The organism is Halarchaeum sp. CBA1220, assembly GCF_003721175.2.
Classification (GTDB): domain Archaea; phylum Halobacteriota; class Halobacteria; order Halobacteriales; family Halobacteriaceae; genus Halarchaeum; species Halarchaeum grantii.
This window is the reverse complement of sequence record NZ_CP054708.1, coordinates 481,417-506,290: the sequence shown is the minus strand read 5'-3', so window position 1 is coordinate 506,290 and position 24,874 is coordinate 481,417. Positions and strand designations below refer to the sequence as shown.

General features: G+C 70.9%; 22 protein-coding genes. 9 read left to right on the top strand and 13 right to left on the bottom strand.

What is annotated here, in order from left to right; translation table 11 throughout:
* Nucleotides 1–14 precede the first annotated feature (14 nt).
* From EFA46_RS12870 to EFA46_RS12860, 3 genes are all read right to left on the bottom strand, one after another.
* Nucleotides 15–446: a GtrA family protein gene (locus EFA46_RS12870; RefSeq protein WP_123078078.1), complete on the bottom strand. Its 432-nt coding sequence runs from the start codon at nucleotides 444–446 to the stop codon at nucleotides 15–17.
* Nucleotides 446–1,873 (bottom strand): sulfatase, encoded by a 1,428-nt coding sequence (locus EFA46_RS12865; RefSeq protein WP_123078076.1) that lies wholly within the window; start codon nucleotides 1,871–1,873, stop codon nucleotides 446–448. The genes EFA46_RS12870 and EFA46_RS12865 overlap by 1 nt, the downstream gene beginning before the upstream one ends.
* Nucleotides 1,874–1,975: 102 nt before the next feature.
* The gene (locus tag EFA46_RS12860) at nucleotides 1,976–2,482 is read right to left on the bottom strand and encodes an Lrp/AsnC family transcriptional regulator (RefSeq protein WP_123078074.1); all 507 of its coding nucleotides are present in this window, start codon (nucleotides 2,480–2,482) and stop codon (nucleotides 1,976–1,978) included.
* A 192-nt stretch (nucleotides 2,483–2,674) separates the two neighbouring features.
* Between EFA46_RS12860 and EFA46_RS12855 the strand changes: the two genes are divergently transcribed.
* Nucleotides 2,675–2,830, top strand: coding sequence for a hypothetical protein (locus tag EFA46_RS12855; protein ID WP_158604281.1), 156 nt, complete (start codon nucleotides 2,675–2,677; stop codon nucleotides 2,828–2,830).
* Complete coding sequence (locus EFA46_RS12850; RefSeq protein ID WP_123078072.1) at nucleotides 2,827–4,998, top strand: amino acid permease; 2,172 nt, start codon at nucleotides 2,827–2,829, stop codon at nucleotides 4,996–4,998. Before EFA46_RS12855 ends, EFA46_RS12850 begins: the two co-directional genes overlap by 4 nt.
* A gap of 39 nt (nucleotides 4,999–5,037) precedes the next feature.
* Here the strand turns inward: EFA46_RS12850 and EFA46_RS12845 are convergent, their stop codons facing one another.
* On the bottom strand, nucleotides 5,038–5,745 hold the full coding sequence (locus tag EFA46_RS12845; protein ID WP_123078070.1) for a TVP38/TMEM64 family protein: 708 nt from the start codon (nucleotides 5,743–5,745) through the stop codon (nucleotides 5,038–5,040).
* Between the two features lie 353 nt (nucleotides 5,746–6,098).
* Between EFA46_RS12845 and EFA46_RS12840 the strand changes: the two genes are divergently transcribed.
* Nucleotides 6,099–7,316, top strand: coding sequence for a glycosyltransferase family 2 protein (locus tag EFA46_RS12840; protein ID WP_123078068.1), 1,218 nt, complete (start codon nucleotides 6,099–6,101; stop codon nucleotides 7,314–7,316).
* Nucleotides 7,317–7,403: 87 nt separating this feature from the next.
* On the opposite strand, the gene EFA46_RS12835 is transcribed toward EFA46_RS12840, so the two are convergent.
* A complete protein-coding gene (locus EFA46_RS12835) occupies nucleotides 7,404–10,064 on the bottom strand; it encodes a PAS domain S-box protein (protein ID WP_158604280.1) in 2,661 nt (886 codons plus the stop codon).
* Between the two features lie 257 nt (nucleotides 10,065–10,321).
* Between EFA46_RS12835 and EFA46_RS12830 the strand changes: the two genes are divergently transcribed.
* The 4 genes from EFA46_RS12830 to EFA46_RS12815 all read left to right on the top strand — a co-directional run bounded on the left by EFA46_RS12830 (nucleotide 10,322) and on the right by EFA46_RS12815 (nucleotide 13,643).
* On the top strand, nucleotides 10,322–11,080 hold the full coding sequence (locus EFA46_RS12830; RefSeq protein WP_123078064.1) for a sugar phosphate isomerase/epimerase: 759 nt from the start codon (nucleotides 10,322–10,324) through the stop codon (nucleotides 11,078–11,080).
* Between the two features lie 262 nt (nucleotides 11,081–11,342).
* Nucleotides 11,343–11,618 carry a hypothetical protein gene (locus EFA46_RS12825; protein ID WP_123078062.1) on the top strand — a complete coding sequence of 92 codons (276 nt, stop codon included), beginning with the start codon at nucleotides 11,343–11,345 and terminating at the stop codon, nucleotides 11,616–11,618.
* 8 nt (nucleotides 11,619–11,626) lie between these two features.
* Nucleotides 11,627–12,679: a DUF4350 domain-containing protein gene (locus tag EFA46_RS12820; RefSeq protein ID WP_158604279.1), complete on the top strand. Its 1,053-nt coding sequence runs from the start codon at nucleotides 11,627–11,629 to the stop codon at nucleotides 12,677–12,679.
* Nucleotides 12,672–13,643, top strand: a complete 972-nt coding sequence (locus EFA46_RS12815; protein WP_123078058.1) for a MoxR family ATPase — start codon at nucleotides 12,672–12,674, stop codon at nucleotides 13,641–13,643. Before EFA46_RS12820 ends, EFA46_RS12815 begins: the two co-directional genes overlap by 8 nt.
* A 3-nt stretch (nucleotides 13,644–13,646) precedes the next feature.
* On the opposite strand, the gene EFA46_RS12810 is transcribed toward EFA46_RS12815, so the two are convergent.
* The 3 genes from EFA46_RS12810 to EFA46_RS12800 are packed head-to-tail and all read right to left on the bottom strand — an operon-like array spanning nucleotide 13,647 to nucleotide 16,418.
* Complete coding sequence (locus tag EFA46_RS12810) at nucleotides 13,647–14,525, bottom strand: hypothetical protein (RefSeq protein ID WP_123078056.1); 879 nt, start codon at nucleotides 14,523–14,525, stop codon at nucleotides 13,647–13,649.
* Nucleotides 14,518–14,997, bottom strand: a complete 480-nt coding sequence (locus EFA46_RS12805) for a hypothetical protein (protein ID WP_123078054.1) — start codon at nucleotides 14,995–14,997, stop codon at nucleotides 14,518–14,520. Before EFA46_RS12805 ends, EFA46_RS12810 begins: the two co-directional genes overlap by 8 nt.
* On the bottom strand, nucleotides 14,994–16,418 hold the full coding sequence (locus tag EFA46_RS12800) for a DUF58 domain-containing protein (protein ID WP_123078052.1): 1,425 nt from the start codon (nucleotides 16,416–16,418) through the stop codon (nucleotides 14,994–14,996). Before EFA46_RS12800 ends, EFA46_RS12805 begins: the two co-directional genes overlap by 4 nt.
* A 272-nt stretch (nucleotides 16,419–16,690) precedes the next feature.
* On the opposite strand from EFA46_RS12800, the gene EFA46_RS12795 reads away from it, so the two are divergent.
* Together EFA46_RS12795 and EFA46_RS12790 are read left to right on the top strand one after the other, a co-directional pair.
* Nucleotides 16,691–18,634 carry a hypothetical protein gene (locus EFA46_RS12795; protein ID WP_148040707.1) on the top strand — a complete coding sequence of 648 codons (1,944 nt, stop codon included), beginning with the start codon at nucleotides 16,691–16,693 and terminating at the stop codon, nucleotides 18,632–18,634.
* Between the two features lie 48 nt (nucleotides 18,635–18,682).
* Nucleotides 18,683–19,669 (top strand): DUF1616 domain-containing protein, encoded by a 987-nt coding sequence (locus EFA46_RS12790; RefSeq protein ID WP_123078048.1) that lies wholly within the window; start codon nucleotides 18,683–18,685, stop codon nucleotides 19,667–19,669.
* Nucleotides 19,670–19,693: 24 nt separating this feature from the next.
* Here the strand turns inward: EFA46_RS12790 and EFA46_RS12785 are convergent, their stop codons facing one another.
* From EFA46_RS12785 to EFA46_RS12765, 5 genes are all read right to left on the bottom strand, one after another.
* Nucleotides 19,694–19,981 carry a hypothetical protein gene (locus EFA46_RS12785; RefSeq protein WP_148040706.1) on the bottom strand — a complete coding sequence of 96 codons (288 nt, stop codon included), beginning with the start codon at nucleotides 19,979–19,981 and terminating at the stop codon, nucleotides 19,694–19,696.
* A gap of 290 nt (nucleotides 19,982–20,271) precedes the next feature.
* Nucleotides 20,272–20,898, bottom strand: a complete 627-nt coding sequence (locus tag EFA46_RS12780; protein ID WP_123078044.1) for a metal-dependent hydrolase — start codon at nucleotides 20,896–20,898, stop codon at nucleotides 20,272–20,274.
* A gap of 81 nt (nucleotides 20,899–20,979) precedes the next feature.
* The gene (locus EFA46_RS12775) at nucleotides 20,980–21,804 is read right to left on the bottom strand and encodes a hypothetical protein (protein WP_123078042.1); all 825 of its coding nucleotides are present in this window, start codon (nucleotides 21,802–21,804) and stop codon (nucleotides 20,980–20,982) included.
* Entirely contained in the window at nucleotides 21,797–24,277 is a 2,481-nt protein-coding gene (locus EFA46_RS12770) for a tubulin-like doman-containing protein (protein WP_148040705.1), read from the bottom strand. The genes EFA46_RS12775 and EFA46_RS12770 overlap by 8 nt, the downstream gene beginning before the upstream one ends.
* Before the next feature lie 160 nt (nucleotides 24,278–24,437).
* On the bottom strand, nucleotides 24,438–24,872 hold the full coding sequence (locus EFA46_RS12765; protein WP_123078038.1) for a hypothetical protein: 435 nt from the start codon (nucleotides 24,870–24,872) through the stop codon (nucleotides 24,438–24,440).
* Nucleotides 24,873–24,874: the final 2 nt, after the last annotated feature.

Here is a 24,874-nt window from a genome sequence, read left to right as displayed (position 1 = left end):
ACACACTGACCCCGCTACGCGCCGCCCTTCCACGTCCAGCGCGTGTCGAGGACGTACCGGTAGAGGCCGCTGACGGCGATAGCGCCGACGTTCGCGGCCAGATAGGGGACGCTCTGGAGCTCGACGAGCGCCGCGAGGACCCCGAGCTGGATGGGGATGGCGCTGCCCCGGACGACGTTCGTCCGCACCAGCCCCCGGAGGTACGGTCGGAGGCTCGTGTGCTGGACCGCCCGGAACGTCCACGCGTTGTTGAGGACGTAGGAGAGGACGATGGTGATCTCGATGGCGACCGCCGCGCCGACGAGGTAGCCGAGTCCGACGACGTCGACGAACGTCCAGAGGAGCACCATCTGGATGCCTGCGGTGAGGAGGCCGACCGTGAAGAACCGCCGAAGCTGGGTCGCTCGCGGCCCCACGTAGAGCTGGCGGAGGTACCGACGCACCACTAGCGGTACCCGAGCGCTTCCAGGCGCGTCTCCAGGTCCGAATCGACCGCGTCGTCGCCGGTATCTCCCTCGCGCTCGCGGATGCGGGCCGCGTGCGCGTCGGCTATCGGGCGATAACGCTCGATGACCGCGCGCGCCTCGGGCGACGGGTCGGCCGTGCGGTCGTCGCGCTGGTCGGGGTCCTCGGGTCGGTAGTAGAGTTCCTCGGCGGCCGTGTCGACGTTCCGGATGTACGTCCAGTCGCGGTCCCGAACGCTCACGAGGAGGTCGCCGTCCGCGAGCGAGCGTGGGATGGGTTGGGTGGTGACGTCCTCGCCGCGAACGGCGACCGAGACGACCGGGTCGTCCGCCGGGGCGTCCCCGTCGACGACCGTCGGCGCGAGCGAGTCGCCCGTCCACTCGGGCGCGGGGTCGACGTCGAGGAGATCCGTGACCGTCGGCGGGATGGCGTCGAGGCCGACCTGTCCCTCGACGCGGCGCGCGTCCGCGCCCGGCACGTCGACGATGAGGGGGACACGGACGAGCTCGTCGTAGAGCTTCGGGTAGTGGGCGAGGTGGCCGTGCTCTTGGAACTCCTCGCCGTGGTCGCCGGCGACGACGACGGCGGTGTCCTCGCGGTGGCCGGCATCACCGAGCGTGTCGAGGAGGCGGCCGATGCTCGCGTCGACCTGCCGGGCGGCCGCCTGATAGAGCAGGCGGAGCTCGGCGAGCGTGCGCTCGTCGACGCCGAGTCCGAGGCCCGTGCGGGTGTGCGCGTGGAGCATTCGGTGCGTGCCGAGGAGGTCGTCGGAGACCTCGCGGATGTAGCGGGGTGCGGGGACGTAGGGCGTGTGCGTGTCCATGTAGTGCACCCAGAGGAAGAACGGACCGTCGGCGTCCGCGAGGAAGGACCGGGCGGCGCGCTCGACATCGAAGAGCCGCGAGGTGTCGAGGAAGGGGCGGTCGTCGCTCGTCCCCCTGAGCCACGACGAGAGGCGGCGCGCGGGCGTGGTCGCGAGCTGAATCCACGCCTCCACCGTGGGGTGCGTGGCGAGATAGCGACTGTAGAGCCCGGAGCCGACGCTCGTGACGAAGGCGTCGAACGAGTCGAAGCCCCGGTCGTAGCCCCAGTGGGAGGTGAGGAAGCCGTTCGCGGCGTTATAGCCGCCGGTCGCGACGCCGGCGTCCGAGAGCCGGGACGCGAGCGTCGGCGAGCCGGTGACGCCGATGTCGCCGGTGTCCGCGAAGACGGGGCGCGACGCGAGGATGGACGGGAAGGAGAACGGCGTCCAGTTCCCGGTGGCGAACGCGCGCTCGAAGACGGCGCTTCGCTCGGCGAGGCCGTCCAATACGGGCGTGTGGCGCGAATCGTCGTACGGGCCGATCGCGTCCGCGCGGAGCGAGTCGACCGTGATGAGGACGACGTTCGCGGCGGTTCCTGAAGCCACGGTTCGTCTCCTCGTTCGCACTCGGCGTAATTACCTTCATCGCCGTGGCGTCGCCGTTCGTCGCTCGCGGTCGACCGGCCGCCGCCGACGCGTGCGAGGGGATTACGTCTCCTCGTCGTCCGTCTCGTCTCCGCCCTCGTCGTCCGTCCCGTCGAGGAACCCGTGGTACGGGCAGACGTGTTCGTCGCGTATCAGTTGCTCGTCGACGATTCGGAGGCCGAGCGCGTCGAGCTCGGTGCTGATTCGGTTGAGGTCGTCGTGGCTCTCGCCGATGGCGTTCACGTAGACGTTCCGCTCCCCGGTCATGATCTCGCGCACGGCCGTCACGCCCCGGATGTCTCGCGCGGCGTTCGCGAGCTCGTCGCGCTCGGGGACGGGTGCCGTGCAGATGATCTTGGTGTAGAGGGGGTAGCCGGCGAGGTCGTAGTCGATGTCGATGTGATAGCCGCGGATGACGCCGCTCTCCTCTAGCTTGTTGAGGCGGGTTCGAACCGTACTCGACGAGAGTCCGATCTCCTCGGCGATATCGGTCGACGACGTCTCCCGCGCGTTCTGCTGGAGATAGTAGAGTATCTGCTTGTCGACCGAATCGAGCGTGCCGTTTCTCATTGCTGGTAGTGGCGCGTCGGAGAACCATAGGCCTGTTCCGTCCTCCACCGGCTCGCGTCTCACGCCCACGTTTGATGACGGAAATCGTCCTACAGAACATCTACTTTGACGGGTCGTCAAAATAACCGCGTATTTTATACACTACTGTCTTCTACGCCGGTGTACGACGCGACTCGTCGAACACTACCTCCCATGCGTCTCATCACATCGACCGACCGTAATCCGCCCGCCGCCGCGACCGCCGAGGGCCCGCGAGCGGACCGCCATCACGTCGCCGTCGCGGCGGCGAGCCCCGAGTCGACCCGCGCGACGACCGCCTCACCGCAGGTGACCGAGGAGGCCGTATGAAGGAGCTCGAACGCGACCTCGGTCTGCCGTCCGTCCTCGCGATAAGCATCGGCGCGATGATCGGGAGCGGCATCTTCATCCTGCCCGCGCTCGCGCTCGAAATCGCGGGCCCCGCCGTCATCGTCGCGTACGCCCTCGCGGGACTGCTCGTCGTCCCGGCCGCCCTCTCGAAGTCCGAGATGGCGACCGCGATGCCCGAAGCGGGCGGGACGTACATCTACATCGAGCGCGGCATGGGCCCGCTCCTCGGCACCATCGCCGGCATCGGGACGTGGTTCTCGCTCTCGTTCAAGGGCGCGCTCGCGCTCGTCGGCGGCGTCCCCTACCTCCTGTTGCTGTTCGATCTGCCGCTGAAACCCGTCGCGCTGGGACTCGCGGCCGTCCTGATACTCATCAACATCGTCGGCGCGAAGCAGACCGGCCGCCTCCAAGTCGGCATCGTCGTCATCATGCTCGCTGCGCTCGGCTGGTTCGCCGCCGGCAGCGCGCCGAGCGTCCAGTCGGCGAACTACGTCGACTTCTTCGACGCCGGCATCGGCGGCCTCCTCGCCGCGACCGGCCTCGTGTTCGTCTCCTACGCCGGCGTCACGAAGGTCGCGAGCGTCGCCGAGGAAGTCGAGGACCCGGGGCGGAACATCCCGCTCGGCATCCTCGGTTCGCTGGCGTTCACCACGGTGCTGTACGTCGCCATCGTGGCGGTCCTCGTCGGCGTCACCACGCCGGGGAGCGTCGCCGGGTCGCTGACGCCGGTCGCGGTCGCCGCGGAGGCGACGCTCGGGCAGGTCGGCGTCGTCGCCGTCATCGTCGCCGCCATCCTCGCGCTCATCTCCACCGCGAACGCGGGCATCCTCTCCTCCTCTCGCTACCCGTTCGCGATGAGTCGCGACCGACTCGCGCCCCCCTCGCTCTCGTCGGTGAGCGAGCGCTTCGGAACGCCCGTCACCTCCATCACGCTCACCGGTGCGGTGTTGCTGGTGCTCATCGCGTTCGTCCCCATCCTCGACATCGCGAAACTCGCCAGCGCCTTCCAGATTATCGTGTTCGCCCTCGTCAACCTCGCCGTCGTCGCGTTCCGCGAGGGCGACTCGGCGTACGACCCCGACTTCTCCTCGCCGCTCTACCCGTGGATGCAGGTGTTCGGTGCCGTCACGGGCGTCCTCCTGCTGACGCAGATGGGGACGACCGCGCTCGCCGGCGCCGCCCTCATCACGGTCGGGAGCGTCGGCTGGTACGTCTTCTACGTCCGCTCGCGCGTGAACCGCGAGGGCGTGATGACGGACACCGTTCGCCGTCGCGTCGGCAACGACGCGCTCGCCGAGACCGAATCCGCGATGGCCGAGGTGCCCCGCGAGGTGCTGGTCGCGCTCACGAAGGACCTCGACGAGCGCCGCGAGCGCGCGCTCGTCTCCATCGCCGCCGACACGGTGGGTGCGGACGCCGGTCGCGTCGTCGTCGTCCGGTTCGAGGAAGTCCCGGATCAGGCCCCGCTCACCGCCGACGCGGCCGTCCAGACCGCCTCTGATCGCTCCTTCGAGGCGCGAATCGAGGCGCTATCCGACGACTTCGACGTCGCAATCGAGGCCGACGAGGTCGTGAGCCACGACACGAAGCACGCCATCGTCAACTTCGCGGCCGACCGAGACGTGGACGCCATCGTCGCCGAGCACGAGCCGCTCCGGCTCCGCTCGCGCCTCCTCGGCGACCCGATAGACTGGGTCGTCCGCCACGCCCACTGTGACGTCCTCCTCGTGGACAACCTCGGCTACGACCGGCCCGAGTCCGTCGCGCTCTCCGGGGACGGCGCACCGTACTCGTCGCCGGCGGTGAACGTCGCGGAAGCCATCGCCGCCGCGAACCAGGCGCCGCTCTCCCTCTGGCACTCCGCGAGCAGCGCCACCACCGAGGGGCACGAGCGCGCCGTCGACGCGTATCAGTCCGACCTCTCCGACCTCCTCTCGGTCCCGGTCGACACGGCCGGAGCCAACGGCGACCGCTCCTCGACGCCCGACGTGGTGGTCCGCCGGGGCGCCAGCGACCGCTTCCGCGGGCTCCTCTCCGACGACGACCACCGCCTCCCGAGCCCGGGCTGCACGACGGTCACCGTCTACCCACACGAATCGCGCCAGCCGCCGCTCACGCGCCGCGTCCTCGAACGCCTCACCTTCTGACTCTCCCTCGCGGCGGCCGTCTCTCGTCCGTTTTGCGCGCTAGCTGCGGCCGGAGAGTCGGCGCTCCGCGCGCTCGACGACGTCGCGGACGGCGTCCTGCTTGTAGTAGCCGACGACGGAGAACGCGACGATGGCGCCGATGAGGACGGCGGCGGAGAGCAGTTGGCCGTTCGCCAGTTCGTCGCCGGCGTAGACCGTGATGACGTACGCGGGGAAGCGGCCGACGGCGATGACGGCGATGAACGCCCGGAGCGGCCACCTCGTGAGGCCGCTCAGGAAGCAGATGGCGTCGTCCGGGAGGCCGGGGATGATGACGAACGCGAGGAGGCCGGGGAGGCCGACGCGCTCGACGAAGCCGTCGAAGCGCGTGAGGACGTCCTCGTGGAGGATGCCTTCGACGAATCCGCGCCCGAAGCGCTTCGAGAGCGTGAACGCGACGGTGCTCCCGATGAGGACGCCCGTGAGGCTGTAGACGGTGCCGGCGAGGGGGCCGAAGAGGTAGCCGGAGGTGAGCGCGAGGACCTGCCCGGGGATGGGTGCGACGACGACCTGGAGGGCTTGCACGAGGACGAAGACGAGGGGGGCGAACGCGCCGAACTGCCGAATCCACGCGCGGAGCGCCTGCGGGTCGGAGAGGAACGCGCCGTAGTTGCGTACGACGACGTAGAGAGTGACGAACGCGGCGGCGACGAGACAGAGCGCGAGCAGGCCGCGACGTCGGTCACTTCGGGAGGCGAAGATCTCCATCTCGTAGTGGTGCGTCGGTGAGTGTCACATATGAGTCTTCTACATTCTTCCCGGTGGTCCGGGTGGGAATTTTCACCGGTCGTCGCGCCCGTCTCGGCTTCCGAGAGCGGGTCGCGCCGGCCGGCTCGCGGGGCCGTGTCTCTGTAAAAGAATAGTGAAGCAACATTTTTGGTACTGAAGTGTTTTGTGGCCACTAATGTCACGCTATCCGAGAGGGGCCCGGAGTGCTCGGTTGAAATGTATCTCGTGTAATGCGCCCGCGACCGAGACCGTCGACCAGTCCTACGTCTGCGTCGGCTGTGGCCGCACTATCATCGATGGCGTGGACGACGTGACCGGTAGTCGTGACTGACATGTCGGCCGAGTACACCGAATCGACCCCGTCCGACGTCGACACGGGCGAGGTGGACGCCGGCGACGCACTCCTCCTCGGGGCGGACAGCGAGCAGGACCCGACGGTGAGCGTGATCATGCCGACGATGAACGAAGAGGAGGGCATCGCCGACTGCATCGAGATGGTCAAGCGCGCGCTCGCCGACTCGGGCATCACCGCCGAGATCATCCTCAGCGACGACTCCACGGACCGCACGCCCGACATCGCCCGCGAGATGGGTGCGCGCGTCGTCAACCCGGACGACGAGGGCTACGGCTACGCCTACCGCTACGCCTTCGATCACGCCCGCGGCGACTACCTCGTCATCGGCGACGCCGACTGCACGTACGACTTCGAGCAGTTCCCCGCGCTCCTCCAGCCGGTCGTCGCCGGCGAGGCCGACATGGTCATGGGGAGTCGCCTCGAGGGCGAGATCCGCGACGGCGCGATGCCCTCCCTCCACCAGTACGTCGGCAACCCCCTCCTCACGAAGTTCCTCAACGTCTTCTACGGCGCCGGCGTCAGCGACGCTCACTCCGGCTTTCGGGTCTTCCACCGCGACGTCCTCGACACCCTCGACCTCTCCACCGACGGGATGGAGTTCGCCTCCGAGATGATCATGGACGCCGGCGCGCGCGACCTCACCATCGAGGAAATCCCCATCACCTACCACGAACGCAAGGGCGAGGCGAAACTCGAGAGCTTCCGGGACGGGTGGCGCCACGTCCGCTTCATGCTCCTCAACGCCCCCGGCTACCTCTTCAGCATCCCCGGCACGCTCCTCGGCGTCCTCGGCGTCGCCGTCATGGCGCTCGCCGCCACCGGCCTCGACATCGCCGGCGTCTCCTTCGGCCCCCACTCGATGATTGCCGGGTCGCTCCTCACCCTGGTCGGGTATCAGACCGCGAGCATGGGCGTCTTCGCCACCATCGCCGCCGACCCCATCCGCCGCCCGAACGACGCCGTCACCGCCGCCATCGTCGAGCACGCCTCCCTCGAACGTGCCGCCACCGTCGGCACCGCCATCGGCGTCGCCGGCGGCGCCTACGCGCTCTGGCTCGTCTACGAGTGGGGGACGAGCGGCTTCAGCACCCTCCCGCTCGTCAGCGCCGACATCGTCGCGTTCACCGCCATCGTCCTCGGCGTGCAGACGGTCTTCGGGGCGTTCTTCATGAGCGCCATCGCCAGCGAGAACTAGACGCCCACTCGCCCGCGAGCGAGACGACACCCCTCTGGGTCTCCTCTTCTCCATCCATCGCCGTCAGCGACGGCACCACCTGCCGTCTCAGCTCGTCCGCACGTCCGTGAACTCGAAGCGCGCGCCGCCGCGCTCGCTCTCGGTGACGCGGACCGTCCAGCCGTGCGCGTCCGCGCAGCGCTCGGTGATCGCGAGCCCGAAGCCGGTGCCGGCCTCGCTCGTCGAGTAGCCGGCGTCGAAGACCCTCTCGCGGGCCTCCGCAGGGATGCCGGGGCCGTCGTCGGCGACGACGAACCCGTCCGGGCGCGCCGCCACGGTGACCGTCACGGTCCCCTCGTCGCCGCCATGCTCGCCCCCGGTCCCGCCCTCGCGCCGGGAGTCAGTCGAGGCCTGCTCGACGGCGTGTTCCGGCGTGGGCGACGGCGGGCCGGCCGAGCCGTGCTCGACCGCGTTCCGGAAGAGGTTCTCGAGGAGCTGCTGGAGGAGGCTCCGGTCGGCGTACACCGTCGTCGTGCTCGCGATTTCGAGCGTCGCGGACCCGGTCGGGACGTGTCGCCACGCGTCCTCCGCGACGCCCGCGAGGTCGAGTGCGGTTTCCTCGCGGACGTGGTCGCCGGTTCGTGCGAGCGTCAGGAGGTCGTCGATGAGGTCGTTCATGCGCTCGTGCGCCCGTTCGACCTCCGCGAGCGCGTCGCTATCGCTCGTTTCGCGCGCGAGGTCGAGGTAGCCGCTCGCGACGTTCAGCGGGTTGCGGAGGTCGTGACTCACCACCGACGCGAACTCCTCGAGGCGCTCGTTCTGCCGCGTCAGCTCGCGCTCGTCGCGCTTCTGCTCCGTGACGTCCTGCACCGCGCCGCGGAGGGTGACGACGGCGCCGTCCTCGAGCACGGGCACGCCCTGCACGCGCAGCCAGCGCACGTCCTCGCTCGGCGTCAGGAAGCGCACTTCGATGTCGAACGACTCCCCGTCTTCGAGGGCGGCCTCGACGGCGTTCGCGACGATGGGGCGGTCCTCCTCGTGGTAGACGTCGAGTGCGCCCTCGAGCGGCGGCTCCTCGTCGCCCTCGATTCCGAGGATGTCGAAGAGGTTCTCCGACCAGAAGACGTCCATCGTCTCCGCGTCTATCTCCCAACCGCCGACGTCCGCGATTCGCTCCGTCTTCTCGAGGAGGTCGCGCACCCGCACGAGCTCGCGCTCGTTGCGCTTGCGTTCCGTGATGTCGCGGTTGTTCGTGACGACGCCCCGAATGACGGGGTGGTCGAGGTGGTTGCGTCCGCGCACTTCGAGCCATCGCCACTCCCCGTCGGCGGCCCGGAACCGCGCCTCTTCGATCACCGTCCCGCCCGGCTCCTCGACGAGGTCGAGGAAGGCCGCACGGAGCTCGTCGATGTCGTCGGGATGCACGATTCCGAAGCCGTTCGACCCGACGAGCTCGCCGCTCTCGTAGCCGAGCGTGCGCGTCACCGACGGGCTCTGGTACTTCACGGTGCCGTCGGCTTCGAGGACGGTGACGATGTCCGTCGAGCGCTCGAGGTAGGCCTCGTAGCGTTCGAGCTCGCGCTCGCGGTCCGTTCGCTCCGTGATGTCGCGGTCGGAGACGATGATGGCCGTCACGGTGCCGTCGTCGTCGCGCACCGGCCGGAAGGTGCCGCTGACTGTCCGCATCCGGTCGGTGCCGGTGATGTCGGCTTCGAACTCGACGTACTCGCCGGCCGCCGCGCGCGCCACCCACTCGTCGACGTCCGCCCGGAGCGCGTCGTCGTCACCCCACCACGGCGTCTCCGCGAACGGCTCACCGAGCACGTCGTCGAGGTCGCCCTCGATGTACTCCATCGCGGTCTGATTGATGTCCCGGACGACGCCGTCCGGCTCGAGGACGCCGACGAGGATGTTCGGGTCCTCGAACATCGCCCGGTACTGGCGCTCGGCGCTCGCGAGTTCGCGCTCGCGCTCCGTGCGCTCGGTGACGTCGCGCGTGAACCCGCCGAGGTGCGTGACCGCGCCCGACTCGTCCGTGATCGGCTCGGCCTTGATCCAGACGTCGCGCGTCGTCCCGTCGGGCGCGGCGACGCCGACCTCGATGTCCATCGACACGCCCTCCCCGAGGGCGTCAATCGCGGCTTCGAGGCGCTCGCGGTCGGCCGGCGCCACGGGCTCGAGGAACGCCCGCGGGTTCGCTTCGAGGCGCTCGCGCGGCTGGCCGAAGACGTCCTCGTAGGCGTCGTTGATGAACACGACCTCCTCCCACTCGGCGCTGACCAACCAGAGGACGTCCGTCGTCCGGTCGGCGAGCTCGGAGAAGAGCCGCTGGACGTCGTTCATCGTCGTCTCCGCGCGCTCGTGCTCGACGAGCGTCACGATGCGGTTCGCCAGCACGCCGTAGTGGTCGATGCTGCCCTCCTTCTGGAGGTAGTCGCTCGCACCCGCCGTGATGGCGTCGCTCGCGACCTCCTCGGAGCCCTTCCCCGTGTAGAGGATGAACGGCACTCGCGGGTGCGTGGCGCGCAGCACGCGGAGGAACTCGATGCCGTCCCGTCCCGGCATGTCGTAGTCGGAGACGACGCAGTCGAAGGCCGCGTCCGCGAGCGCGTCCAGTCCCGCGTCCGCGCTCTGGACGGTCTCGACGCTGAGGCGGTCGTTCACGCGCTCGAGCGACGTCGCGACGAGCTCACCGAGGGCGGCGTCGTCGTCCACGTGCAGGACGCGGATCTCGTCGCTCGCCTCCCCGCCCGACACGAGTTCGTTCATCGCGCCGCCCTCCCGTTGCGACCGCTGGCGCCGTCGCTTCCTGCGATGTTCTCGACCGGTCTCGCGTGTGTGTGGCGCATGCCTCGGTGTCTCCTGTCGGCCCCAGCGCATTCACTCAGCCGCGAATGGCGGCGCTCGACTGTCTCGTGCCGTACGGAGTCGATTGCGTCGTAAATACCTACCTCTGAACACGACTGCCGTGTACCGTCGCGGTCACGACCAGTACACCCATCTACGCCGCGCGACAACGCCCCGCCATGGAACTCGGTGTCACCGTCGGGGACTCGCTCGACCGCCTCGAGGGCGTCGCGGACGCCTTCGACTTCGTGGAGTTCGGCCTCTCGGAGGCCGCCGACGTGCCCGCCGCCATCGACGACGACCGGCTCGCGGCCGCGCTCGCGGTCGGCGACTTCGACCTCGTCGTCCACCTCCCCTTCGAGCAGGACGTCGCGACGCCGATCCCGGAGATCAACGACGCAATCGTCGCCTATCAGGAGCGCCTGCTCGACTGGGCGGCCGGCGTCGGCGCTCGCAAGGCCGTCCTCCACGCGGTCGTCCGCGACCCCCACGACACCGGCGAGCGCGCGACCATCGCCCGCCAACTCCAGCGCATCGTCGACGCGGGCGCGGAGCGCGGCGTCGAGGTCGTCGTCGAGAACGTCGGCCATCAGCGCAACGGCCTCCAGCTGTCGGTGCTCGGCGACCTCGCGGAGGAGATCGACGCGCCCGTCTGCTTCGACGTCGGCCACGCGTACATGGAGGCGGGCGACGAGGGCGTCGAGCGCTTCCTGAAGTACCACGGCGAGCGCGTCTCCCACCTCCACGTCCACGACGTCCGCGGTCGCGGCGACACCCACATGCCGCTCGGCGCCGGCGAAATCGACTACGGCATCGTCGGCGAGCACTGCGCGGGCTTCGACGGCACCGCCGCCGTCGAGGTGTTCAGCGACGACGCCGCGCTCCTCGCGGACACCGCCGAGCGGATCACCGGGCACCTCGACGACCCGGACGACTGAGTGGCCCCGCCGGCCGCGAACCGGTACGGAATGAGACACTAGCTCAGCTATATGTGTTTGTGGGTTGAACACTACGGACAGGGCTCAGGAGTCCATGCCAACGTGCCAGAACTGTGGGGAATTCCTCTCTTCGGAGTTCCTCGAGCGGGTCGCGCGCGACGCCGACTCCGGGGACCCGCTCTGCCCGTACTGCACGCAGCCGTTCCTCTGACGGCTGACCGATGCGACACCTACAAAACCCGGACTGTCGAATATCCGGCCGATGACCACGCGGCGTCGCGAGCGCTTCATCGCCGGCCACCTCGCGTGGCTCCTCGTCTCCCTCGTCGCGCTCAGCGCGCTCGACGCCCTCACGTACGAACTCTACTTCGTCGTCGGCCTCATCGGCTTCCTCGTCGTCGTCGAACTCACCGCCCCGATTGCGGTCACGCCCACGTGGCGCCGTCGCCTCCGCTGGCTCATCGCGCTCGGCCTCCTCGTCTTCGGCTACGTCGTCGTGAAACGCGTCCTCGCCATCCTCCCGCCGGGGGTGCTCTGAGCGTGGACGTGCCGTGGCGCACCGGCGCGCTCGTCGCGCTCCTCTGTGCCGTCCTCCTCACCGGCGGCTACGCCGCCGCCACGTCGAATGCGGACTTCGGCGCGTACAACCGTGGCTGGGACGGCACCAGCGACCTCCGACAGGTCGCGAGCGACGCCGGCGCGACCCCGACGGTCGTCCGCGACACCGACGAGTACGCGGGCGTCCCGGCGAACGACACCGTCGCCGTCGTGCTCTCGCCCGATCAGCCCTACACGGACGCCGAGCAGCGCGCCCTCCGCCAGTTCGTCGCCGACGGCGGCACGCTCGTCGTCGCCGGCGACCGCGACGGCGAGGCGAACGCGCTCCTCGCCGCGCTCGGCGCTCGCACTCGACTCGACGGGCGCGCCCTCCGCGACCCCCGCCACTACGAGCGCGGCCCCGCCCTCCCCCGTCTCACGAACGTCACCGAGGGCCCGTGGACGACCGGCGTCGAGACGCTCGTCTTCAACTACGGCACCGCGCTCGCCCCGGCGGGCGGCCGCGTGCTCGCGACGTCCTCGCCGGACGCCTATCTCGACGCGAACACGAACGGGACGCTCGACGCGAGCGACCCCGTCGGCCGCCACCCGGTCGTCGCCACCGAGTCCGTTCAGGCGGGGCGCGTCGTCGTCGTCGCCGACGCCAGTTTGTTCGTCAACGCGATGCTCGAGCGCGGCGACAACCGCCGCTTCGCCACCGCGCTCTTCGACCACCACCGGCACGCCCTCCTCGATTACTCGCATACGGCCGCCCTCCCGCTCGCCGTCTCTGCGCTCTACGCGCTCCGGGACTCGGCGCTCGGCCAACTCGCGGTCGCGCTCGCCGCGCTCGCCGTCGTCGCCGCGTGGCCGTACCGCCGCCGCGTCAGCGACGCCCTCGCGCGGTCGGCGCCGACGGAGACCGACACGCCTCCTCGCCTCGACGCCGAGGCCATCGACGCCTACCTCGCCCGCGAGCACCCCGACTGGGACGCGGAGCGCCGCGCGCGCGTCGTGCAAGGGGTTATTACGCGCCGTCGCGAATCCCCGCGCGATGACTGACTCGGCGGCCGCGTTCTACGAAGCGCTCCGCGACGAGATCGAAACCGTTCTCATCGGGAAGACGGACCTCGTCGAACATCTCACGCTCTCGCTTCTCAGCGACGGCCACGTCCTCATGGAGGGCGTGCCCGGCGTCGCGAAGACGACGGTCGCGAACCTCTTCGCTCGCGCGACCGGCCTCGACGTGAACCGCGTCCAGATGACGCCCGACCTGATGCCGGCCGACATCACCGGGACGCACGTCTACAACCAGACGACCGGCGAGTTCACCCTCCAGAAGGGGCCGGTCTTCGGAAACGTCGTCGTCGCCGACGAGATCAACCGCACGACGCCGAAGACCCAGAGCGCGCTCCTCGAGGCGATGCAGGAACGCACCGTCACCGTGCAGGGGGAGACGCTCGCGCTCCCCGAGCCGTTCTTCGTCGTCGCGACGCAGAACCCCATCGAGATGGAGGGGACGTTCGAACTCCCGGTCGCACAGCGCGACCGCTTCCAGCTCAAACTCGACGTCGGCCTCCCGACACGCGAGGAGGAACGCCGCCTCCTCGCGCGCTTCGACTCGAACCCCGACCTCGGCCCGCAGGACGTCACGCAGGTCGTCACCCACGACGACCTCGCCGCCGCGCGCGCCGACGCCGCGAACGTCTACATCGACGAGCGCGTCGTCGACTACATCCTCGACATCGTCGCGGCGACGCGGAACTCCGCCGACGTCGACCACGGCGTCTCCCCGCGTGGCGCGCTCGCGCTCCAGCGAACGAGCAAGGCGCGCGCGGCGGTCGACGGCCGCGACTACGTCATCCCCGACGACGTCAAGGCGCTCGCCGTCCCCGCGCTCAACCACCGCCTCGTGCTGAGCACGGACGCCGAGATCAGCGACGTCTCCTCGGTCGCGGTCATCGAGGACGTCCTCGACTCGGTCACCCCGCCCGGCGCCGAGGACGTCCGCCCGAACGCCGCCTGAGCGTCACTCGCGTCGAGCGTTCGCCGTCTCGTCCGCCTCGAACGCCGGCCAGTCGAGGACGACGCGCTCGTCGGCGCGCTCACCGCCGTCCGTGACACGGAGGGCGACCGCCTCCCCGAGGTCGCGCGCGACGCCGACCGCGAGGAAGCTCGCGACCGGGTGGTCGAACGTCTCCCCGGAGCCGAACTCGACGCCGGAGAGCGCGACGACGAGGCGGCCGTCGGCGACCCGCTCGACGTCCCCGCTCTCGACGAGCTCGAACTGGTTCGCGAGGGCGTCGACGAGCGACTCGCCGAGGCGCTCGGGGTCGCCGTCCGCCGGCGTGGTGCGCGCCCGCTCGTACTCCTCGAAGAGGCGGTCGCCGCTCGCGTACAGGGAGAGGCCGCGCTCGCGGTCGTCGTCCGTCGCGACGAAGACGGCGGCGAGCGCGTCGTCGTCGGGGCGACGCGCGCTCGCGTGCTGTGGCACGAACAGTCGCGCGCCCGCGTCCGGGTGCTCGACCGGAACGTAGTAGCGGTGGTCGGTGAGCCCGAGCTCGCGCGCGATGTCGGCTTCGTTCTCCGCGAGCGCGCTGAACGCGCGCTCCCCGACTGTGACCGGGACGACGTGCTCGGGCGTCAGGTAGTACGTGAGCACGCCCGCGAACACGCCGGTGCCCGCGAGCGCGAACAGCACCGTTCGCGCGTCCGCGAACACGACTCCGAGCAGTCCGGCGAGGACGCCGAGCGCGGCGAACGCGACGGCGCTCCGCCGGTAGGAGACGCGCTTCGAGCGGGCGTACTCCTCGCGGAGGCGCCGGTTCTCCTCCTCGACGAGCCGGAGGCGCGTTTCGAGGACCGCGTCGTCGTCGGCCGACTCGGCGTCGATGTCTGCATCACTCATGTGTTGAATCGGGGACGAGGTCGAGCATGACTAGTTCGTAGCGGTGCACGCCGTAGCCGAGGAGCGCGACGGTCCCGAGGACGAGCGCCGCGAGCGCCCACGTCGGGAGGGACGCACTGAGGCCCGCGCCGAGGACGGCGAGGGCCCCGCCGCTCGCGACCGCGAACGCGGCGAGCGTGCGGACGGAGCGCGTCGCGCGCAAGAGGTGTGCGCCGAGGCCGACGCTCACGCCCCCGCCGACGAGGACGAGCGTCGCGAGCGAGACGGGGCCGAGCGCGCCGAGCGCGACGGCCGCGAGGACGGTCGCCACGCGCCCGTCGCGGAGGAGCCAGCAGACGCCGACGGCGAGCGCGACGACGACGCCCGGCCCCCCGTGCCCGGTGACGAAGCCGATGGCGACGAGGAGGAACCCGACTGCCGGGCCGGTCACGCGCTCGGCGCGTCCGAGCAGGCGCTCGCTCGCCGCGCTCATGCCGGTCGCCTCCGTTCGCGTCGCGCCGTCAGCAACGCCTCGAGTCGCTCGCCGGGCGTGACCTCGTACGCCTCGACGCGCGCGGTCTTCGCGAGCGACTCGCGGAAGGCGACGAAGTCACTGTACGCCGCGTACGCCGACTCGAGGTCCGCGAGCGCGTCCGGCTCGTAGAGCGCGCGCGGCGCGATGAAGACGAGGACGTGGTCGTCGCCGTGCTGGAGGAGGTTGACCGTCCGCTGCAGCTCCGCTCGATGCGCGTCGTCCGTGAACACGACGTGCCAGTGCTGGCCGCCGTGGCGCGTCGTGAACGTCTTCGCCGCCCGATAGAGCGGGTCGTCGGCGGTGGCGTGCCGGTGGCGGGTCGCGGTCGTGACGTAGGGGCGGAGGGTCGAGGCGTACGCGCTGTCGTCCCCACGGAGCGCTCGCGTGAGCGCGCCCGCGCCGCCGCGCTCGGTCTTCGGCCACGCGACGCCGTCCCCGGTCGTCGGGGTGAGCGCGTGGAGTTTCCGCTCGATGATCGGATACTGCGTGTGTGCGGTCGCGCTCGCCACGCGGTCGGTGACGCCGTCGTCCCCGACCGCGTAGTAGGAGAGGGGGTCCTCGGCCGCCGCCGCGCTCTCCACGACGGCGAGCGCGGCCTCCCGGAGGTAGTCGAAGGCGGTCACGCCGCTGCGGCCGACGCCGGTCGTCGCGCGGTGGTCGACGAAGACGGCGGTCTGTCGCTCCGTCGTCGCCTCCGCCTCGCGGAGAAACGGCTCGTTCAGCCGCGCGGTCGTCAGCCAGTCGATTCGGGTCGCCGGGTCGCCGGGTTCGTACTCGCGGATGTCCGCCGGGTCGACCCCGGCACCCCAGCGCTCGGCCGTGTGACTCCCGTACGGCGTCGTCATCCGGACGTCGCCCGCGCCGACCTGCACGTCGCGTGGGAGGCGCGGTTCGACGGTCAGCGCGACGGCCTCGCCGACGGGGAGGGTTTCGCTGAACAGGCCGAACGCGCCCCGAACGGTCACCGTCGGGCGCGAGACCGTGTGACGGCCCGCGACGGGGACGGTGAGCGAGAAGACGGTTCGCGCCGCGTGCTCGCCGTCCGCGAGCGAGAGCGACGCCGCGTCCGCCTCGACGTCGGCGGCCGCCGGTGGCGTGACCGCGATCTCGAGGGGGACGTCCGTCTCCTCGCGTGCCGCCGTGAGGACGACCGGCACCGATTCGTCGGTCATGAGCGTCTCCTGCGCGGGGACGATGCTGACCGAGAGGTCGCTCGTGAGCGTGCGGAGCGTCCGGACGAACGCGAGTTGTGCGGTGAGCACCCAGCCGCCGAGCAGACAGAGGCCGAGCAGGACGAGTGGGCGGGCGAACACCACCGCGAACCCCGCGAGAAGCGCGAGCAGGAGGAGGGCTTCGCGGCCGGTTCTGGTCACCCGCATCACCGTATCGACGTATCGCGGGCCAATTGAACCTACTGATACATTCGCGCACGCGATACCGGTCCGCCGCGCGACACGCACCCGCTCCGGGCGCCGACTCTCGGCTGTAGAAAGGGGTTTGTACGTCCGTGGGATACGTCACGGACGTGACTTGGGTCACGCGACGGCGCGCCCGGCTCGTCTTCGCCGTGGCCGTGGCGCTAGCTCTCTGCGTCTCCGGCGTGCACGCGGGCCCAGCGGCCGAAAGCGCGGCCGCCACGCCGACCGCGCAGGTGAGCGGACCCGACAACGACTCCGCGAACAACTCCTCCGTCCCACACCACCTCGACCCCGCGACGTACGAGGAGCCGGGCGAGATACGCACGCTCGAGTCGTGGCTCGACTCGCACCTCGGCGCGCGACTCGCCGCGAGCACGCGCAACGTGAGCCAGGGCCAGTACGAGGCGGCGCGCGCGGTCGTCGGCGACGCGTACAGCGACCGCCTCGACCAGTACGTCGACGTCGCCGGCGCGACCGACTACGAGAGCGACGACCGGACCGCCGACGAGTTCGCCCGCGCACAGGACGCCCAGCGCGAGTACGTCTCGAGCACGAGTCGCTACGAGCGCGTCCACGAGCAGTATCAGCGCGCCCGCGACGCGGGCGACGAATCGCGCGCGCGGCGCCTCGCCCGCGAGCTCCAGCGTCTCGCCGCCAACGTCACCGAGCACCGCACCGCGGTCGTCGAGTCGTACCGCGCGGTCGGCAACGGGACGGCGGTCGACCTCACGGCGGCGATGCAGCGCACGAACCGGAGCACGGACGAGGTGCTGGCGACGCAGTCGAGCGTGCGCGGCGAGACGTTCACGCACACGAGCGTGACGCTCGCCCTCGACAATGCGACGCTCACGCCGACGCGAGAGAGCCGGTTCACGGGCGTCCTCCGCACCGCCGATGGCACCCCGATTCCGAACGGCACGGTCGTCCTCCGGGTCGGCGCGGACACGCTCACGACCACGACCGATGCGGACGGCAGCTACGCCCTCACGTATCGCCCGGTCGCCCTCTCGGCGGCGACCGACTCCGCCCGCGTCCGCTATCGGCCCGCGAGCGCGTCACCGTATCTCGGCGCGAACGCCACCACCCCCGTCGACGTCGCGGCCGCCCCGGCGACCGTCACGCTCGCGTCGACGCCGCGAGCGGCCACGTACGGTGAGTCGCTCCGCGTCACGGGCCGCGTCTCCGTCGAGGACGCGCGACTCGCCGGCGTCCCCGTTCGCGTCACGCTCGGTGACGGCGTCGTCGCGCGCACCACGACGAACGCGAGCGGCGCCTTCACCGCCACGACCAGTCTCGGCGCGCGACCCGCCGCCGGAACGGCGACGCTCACCGTCGCGGCCGGCCGCGCTGACACCGCCATCGAGCCGGGGAACGCGTCGACGACGCTCACCGTCCGCGAGACGGCGACGTCGCTCGCGCTCACCGCGAACGCGTCCACGTCGACGGTCGACGTCGCGACGCGACTGCGCACTCCTGACGGCGGCGTCGCCGGCCAGCCGGTCGTGGTGCGCGCGAACGGGACGCGTCTCGCGACGCTCACCACCGACGGCGACGGCACCGCGAACGCCACGCTCGCCCTGCCGTCGCGCCTCCGGCCGACGACCGGGGCGCGAACGCTGGCGATAACGGCCGCGTACGCGGCGTCCGGAACGAACCTCGAGGCGGCGTCCGCTCGCACGGCCGTCACCGTCTCGCCACCGCCCGCGTCGTCGAGCGGCGTCACGCTGACGCAGGCGTGGATCCTGCTCGGCGCCGTTCTCGTCGCGAGTCTCCTGTTCGCGCTCGCGTACGCGCTCTGGCGTCGCGACCTCGAAGCCGACGACGACGTGCCCGAGCCGACGCCGGAACCGGAGCCCGACCCGGCGACGCCCGCGCTCGCCGACCGATTGCTCGCCACGGCGCGCGACTCGCTCGACGACGCCGAGCCCGCGACGACGGTCGAGACGGCGTACGCCGCCGTCCGCCGCGCGTTCGACGAGGACGACACGACGCTCCGCCAGCGCACGCACTGGGAGTTCTACACGACGCTCAGTGACACGCTCGGGGAGGACGAACGCGCCGCGCTCGAAACGCTGACGTCGACCTACGAGCACGCGACCTTCGCCGGGCGCCCGGTCTCGCGCGCGGACGCCGAGGCCGCGCTCGCCGCCGCCGAACGCCTCGTCGAGGACGCGTAGGCGCGGTTCCGACTGCCTTTTCACCCTCTGTCGCCAACCCCGGGACGCATGAGCGACGCCCCGGACTGGACGCGCCTCCTCCCGCGGCCGCTGCGCCGCCTCCCGGCGGACATCGCGGCCACCGTCGCGCTCACGCTCGTCGGCGTCCTCCTCCCCGTCCTCCCCGTGTTGAAGGAGACGCCGCTGCGCGTCCTCTTCGGCCTCCCGCTCGTCCTCTTCCTCCCCGGATACGCGCTCGTCGCCGCGCTCTTCCCCGAAGCCGGGAGCGACGACGCGGGCATCGACGGCGTCGAGCGCGTCGCGCTCTCCTTCGGCCTGAGCATCGCCGTCACGCCGCTTCTGGGGCTGGTGCTCAACTTCACGCCGTGGGGAATTCGACTGATCCCGATTCTCGTCGCCGTCGGCGGGTTCACGCTCGTCGCCGCCGCCGTCGCGGCCGTCCGCCGCTGGGAGACGCCGAGCGAGGCGCGCTTTCGCGTCCCCTACCGCGAGTGGGCGACCGAGGCACGCGTCGAACTCCTCGAACCCGACACCACCACGGACGCGGCGCTGAACGCCCTCCTTGCGGTGAGCGTCCTCGTCGCCGTCGCGAGCGTCGGCTACGCCGTCACCGTCCCCCAGCAGGGCGAGGCGTTCACCGAGTTCTACTACCTCACGTACGGCGAGGACGGCGACCTCGTCGCGGACGGCTACCCCTCCGAGATGGTCGTGAACGAGTCCGCGCCGCTCGTCGTCGGCGTCGGCAACCACGAGCACCGCGCGCAGAACTACACGTGGGTGCTCCTCGAACAGCAGGTGCACGTCGCGAACAACACGACGCTCGTGGACCGGTCGGTGCGACTCGAGACGCATCGCCTCCGCCTCGCCGCCAACGAGACGCGGCACACGAACGTCACCATCACGCCGGCGTTCGCAGGCGAGCGCCAGCGCTTCGCCTTCGTGCTCTACAAGGGCGAGGCGCCCGCCGACCCGAGCGTCGAGAGCGCGTACCGCGAGGTCCACCTCTGGGCGAACGTCACCGAGGCGTCCGCCTAGGCGACGCGTTCTCGAGAGGCCCGGTCACTCGTGGCCCTTCGACGGTGAGGCGCTCGCGGACGCGCTCGGCGCCGAGGCACGCGATAGCGCCGCCTCGGCAACCGGCGTCTTCGTGAGGCCGCCCTGACAGCCCTGACAGAGGTCGTCCTGCCACGCGACCGTCGAGACCGTCTCCCGCTCACCCCCACAGTACTGACAGTACTGCGTCGTCGTCGGCGCGATCCGCGACGACAGCTCGGCCGGGCCGTCAGCCTCGTGTGCCGATGGGACGCCGGCTCCGCAGGTGCGGCAGATGTCACGCTGCCAGCCCACGGTCTTCGCTATTTCCCGCTCCGAGTCACAGGCCGGACAGTACGACCGCTCCGCTCCCCCTCTCATACATAAACATAATGGCCAACTCAGTAACTAAAACCGGTTTTATCGTTCACATAACCAACACCAGGAAGAAAAGTTGTCTTTCGAACAGGTGTCCTGACTAACTACCACACGTCGGTTTCCCGTGCCTCGCTCACCACCGTCGCGCGTCGCCCACGCCGGTCGATGGCCGTCCGCCCATCGGCGTCGTCGCTGACGGTGCGACCCGCCGGCGACGGCCCGCTCCCTCACGCGTCACTCCGTCGCCACACGAGAGCGCGAACGCGCTCGCTGTACTCACGGTGGAGGCCGTCCGCGCCGAGATGGCTGAGGAACCCGAGGAGGAACGCCGCGCTCTCGGTGAGTGCCACGGCACGAACCGGCGCTCCGACCGACCCGTCCGTGCCGAGGAGGAGGCTCACGACCGCGCCGACGCAGAGCGCGACGACGACGCCCGTCGAGAGCCGGTGCGTGACCGTTCGATGCGTCGGGCGCAACACCGGGAAGAGCCGCCGCGTCCCGACCCACGCGCTCCACGCGAGCGACGCCACCACGACGCCGCCGAGGAACGCGCCCGGCCGCCCGGTCGCTCGCGTGACCGTCGCCGCGATGGCCGGGCGATAGCGGAGGCCGACGACGAGCGCGACCGCGGCGACGAGCACCGGACAGACGTCCGCCCCGTAGCGATGCGGGATCGACGCCTGGTGGTCGAGGTCGGGGAAGAGCGCGCCGGCGAGCGTCGCCGGGAGGCTCACACACACGAGCGCGAGCGGGCCGAGCGAGCACGCGCCGAGTAGGTAGGCGCTCGCGGTCGCGGCGACGAGGACGGCGTGGGTGGCGAGCCCCCATCGGAGGTGCGTCTCGAAGCCGCTCATGCGTGCCCGGCACACCCCCGTGAGTCTCGCGGCCCTCGGCGGGCGGCGCTCGCGCGCGACCGACGGCGGCGCGTCGGCGTCTCAGTCATCGAGGTCGAGCGCGACGCTCTCGGTGTTCGCGTCGTCGCCCCTCTCGGTCGTCGTCTTCGTGACGCCGGACCGGTCGTCGCGCGTCGACCCGCCGAGGCTCCGGATGGCGTCCGTGACGGCGCGCTCGGCGCTGGCGGTGAGTGGCTGGTCGGCGACCGACTGGAGCGTCGAGCGCGTGGCCGCCCGGAGGCGGCGCCGATAGATGGCGCCGGCGACGAGCGCGAGCGCCGCCATCGCGGCGGCGCCGATGGCGCCGCTGGTCAGCGGGGAGAGCGTCGGCGTGATGCCGTAGGCGGCGTGCTCGGCCGTGACGGTGGGCGCGACGCGCTTCGAGGTCTCGACGACGCGCTGCGTCCGCGCGAACTGCGTTTCGACGTGGACCGTCGCGAGCGTCTCGCCCTGCGGGAGCACGGATTTCGGGTAGACGCGGAAGCTGATGGAGGCGGTCTCGCCGGGTTCGAGGCGACCGAGGTCGAAGGTCGGCGGCCGGTCGACGGTTCGCTCGATGACCTGCTCGCCGCCCGTGGTCTCGCTCGTCGAGATGGACGACGGCGCGATGAACGCCGCGCGGTCGGTGGCGAGCGTGAGCTCGGTGGCGTTGATGGGGCCCGTGCGCTCGGTCGGCGCGACGGTCACCGTCACCGCGACCGCGTGGTCGGCGTCGGCCGAGGTCCCGACGAACGTCTCCTCGACGCTCACGGGCGCGTCCGGCACGCCCTCGCTGGCGCTGGCGTCCACGCTGACGACGGCGACGCCGCCGACGACCACCGCGACGACGAGGCAGGCGGCGACGAACGCGCGGGTTCGCTCAGTCATCGTCCTCACCCCACTCGGGCAGGGTCGCGTTCTCGACCTGGCTACGCATCGACACCGGGTGGCTGGCCGGCAGGAGCTCCGGGTAGGCGTAGCACTCCGCGAGCGGGATGGGGGCCCCCCAGAGGGTGGGCTGGCCGCGCTCGAGCGACGCCCGGAGCGCGCCGTGGTCGAAGTCGTCGAGCGCGAGGCCGCCGTGGTAGGCGAGCAGGCCGATTCGCTGCTCGTCGTTGCAGACGACCGCCCGGGGCTGTTTGTCGAACTCGTCTTCCGCGACCGTCTTCGGGGCGTTCCCGGCGGCGCCGTCCTGCCAGATGCGCTCGCGGACGGCCTGCGTGCAGAAGACGACCGGGTGGTCGCGACTCGGCGTCCGCGACTCGTTGCGGGTCTCGAGGCGCGCGCCGAGGACGCCGTCGTCGTGGTTGTCGAGCGTCTCGCGGAGGAGCGTCGCGACGCGCTCGCTCTCCATCACGCCGTCGTCGATGAGCGCGGTGATGCCGGCGTCCTCCGCGACGCGCTCGCCGTCGAGTTCGACCCCGCTGGCGACCGGGAGCGTGACGAACCGGCCGAGCGGCGCTTCCCGGACCGCCTCGATCTGCTCCTCCATCCTCGCCTTCGCGGCGTCGCGCCGCTGCGTCGCGGTCTTCCGGTCGCTCACCGCCGTCTCGCGGGCGTCGTCTAGCGCCGCCCGCCGCGCCTCCAGCGTCTCGATGACGTCGTCGCGCTCGGCTGCGATGTCCTCGGCGAGGCTCGCGAGGCGGTCGCGCTCTTCGAGGGCCTCGCGGAGCCGCTGGAGGTTCTCGCGGGTGCGCTCGAGGTCCTCCTTGCAGTTGGTGTACGTCGCGCGGTCGGTGATGCGCGCGCTCATCCCGAGGTCGTCGAGCTCGCTCGACAGTGACGCGATCTGGTCCTCGAGCATCGGCTCGATGGTCTGGACGAACTGCGTCTTCGCGCCGTCCGTCTCGTCGAACGCGGGGTCGAACGCCTCGATCTCGTCCCCGCGACGCTCGACGTACTGGTCGACGAGCGCGCGGAACCGGTGACTCCGAAGCTCCGCGGCGGTCTCGCGGTACATCGCGGCCATGAAGACCGCGCGCTGGATGCGGTCGGCGTCCACGCGGTCGTGGAACGTGTGCGTGCGGCGGTTCTGGTGCTCGCCGAGCTCGGTCTCGATGCCGTCGAGGCGCGTGGCGTGCGGGTCGATGTTCCCGGCGATCTGGCGCGCGCGCTCGAACTCGGTGAGCATCGCTTCGGGCACGGCCGTCACGTCGTCACCGTCCGCGTTCTCCGCGCCCTCGGCGACGAGGTCGCCCTCGCCGCGGAGGTGGTCGTCGGCGTCGATGGCGGCGTCGAGCTGTGCGCGCGCCGCGTCGAGCGCCTCGATCTCCGCGCTCAGTTCCTCGACGGTTTCGTCGTGCGCCTGGTAGTCGCGCTTGTTCTCGAGGAGCTCCTCGATCTCGTCGACCGGGACCTCGAAGTCCGCGCCGCGCACCTCGTAGAAGGTGTGTTCGAGGGCCTTGGCTTCGTTCTCGACGTCGACGAACTGGGGTTGGCCCTTGCCCTTGCGCATCCACTCGACGACGACGCGGGCCGCCGTCCGGTCGACGCCCTCGCGGTATTCGGCGTCGTCGCTTCGGTCCTGATCGTAGCGCAGGAGGAAGACCCCGGAGAAGGGGTTCTCGGTGATGGTGTAGGCCGAGCGCCGGTTGTTCGCTTGGTCCCGCGAGGCGAGCAGCGGGATGCGCAGCGGGTACTCCGTCTCGCCGTCGTAGTCGGTGATGGCGCGCAGTTCGTCGAGGAGCGCGAGCGAGTTCGCGGGGTAGCGCCAGTGGACGTCCGGGGCGTCGCCGCCGCCGTCGAAGTTCTCGGTGCTGGCGAGGCTGCAGACCGCCCAGTGCTCGAAGCCCGGGTGAACCTCCTCGTCGAGGTCCTTCAGCACCTCGTGGAGCAGGCCGGTGACGAGGGGGGCGATTCCGGAGCCGGTCCCGCCACCTGCACCGACGAGGTGGAAGACGTTGACCGCGCTCGGGCCGCTGACGTCCGGGTCGGACTCGAAGCGCTCGACGAACTCGCTGATGGCCCGGCGGATCTTGTCCTCGTGGCTGCCGACGTCCTCGGGGTTGTCGAAGTAGTAGCGCCCGAGGCAGGGGTCGCGGCCGGCGCCGTCGCCGCCGTCGATGGTGATGTCGTCGCGGAGGTAGTGGCGGTTGCGTTTGTCGTGGTCGTGGAAGCGCCGGTCGGGCGTCTTCAGCGTGACCGTCTCGATGTCGTCGTCGAGGTCGCTGAACTTCTCGGTGCCGGAGTTGATGGCGACCATCCGCACGCGCTCGGCGATGCCCTCGCGCTCGGCGAGGTCGAGCACGGCGTTCCCCATCTCGATGCCGCCGTCGCCGCCGCAGACGAGGACGGTCGGGGTCTCGGTCAGGATCGATTCGTCGTCGTCGTCCGGAACGCTGACTGTGGTGGTGTCGGGCATGGTCGGGGTCGAGAGCGACGCGGGCCGCGCCGCGCCGTTCTCACTCCCACCAAGCACCCCCTATATCACCATCCTATCACTTTTTCCGGGTGCGGTGTGCGCTCTCGCGAGGGGAGGCGTTCCACGCGTGGAATCGGTTCCGGCGCTCCACCGGCCGCCCTCAGAACGGCGAGGACGGCATGAAGCCCGGATTCCGGGACACCAGCTCGCCGACGTCCTCGTCCGGCCCCTCGTCGTCTATCTCGGGGAACATCCGCATGAACTGCGTCCACGAGAGCACCCACGCCGAGGGGTTGTCGTCGCTCAGCATCTCCGCGCTCGCGAGGAAGACGACGTGCGTTCCCTCGACCTCGAAGCGCTCGACGACGGCGTCCGGGAGCTTCCCCGGCGCGCGAATCCGCGCGTTCTCCCCCGGATAGCCGTCGACGACGTTCCAGTCCGCGTACCGGTACTCGGACTTGCGCGCGGGCGAGCGCGAGATGAAGACGAACTGCGAGCCCGCGTCGTAGTTCCAGTGGACGATAGCGTCCTCGCCGTCGTCGACGACGTACTCCTGTGCGAGCGCCGGCAACTGCACGCGGCGGTTGCTCTGCACGG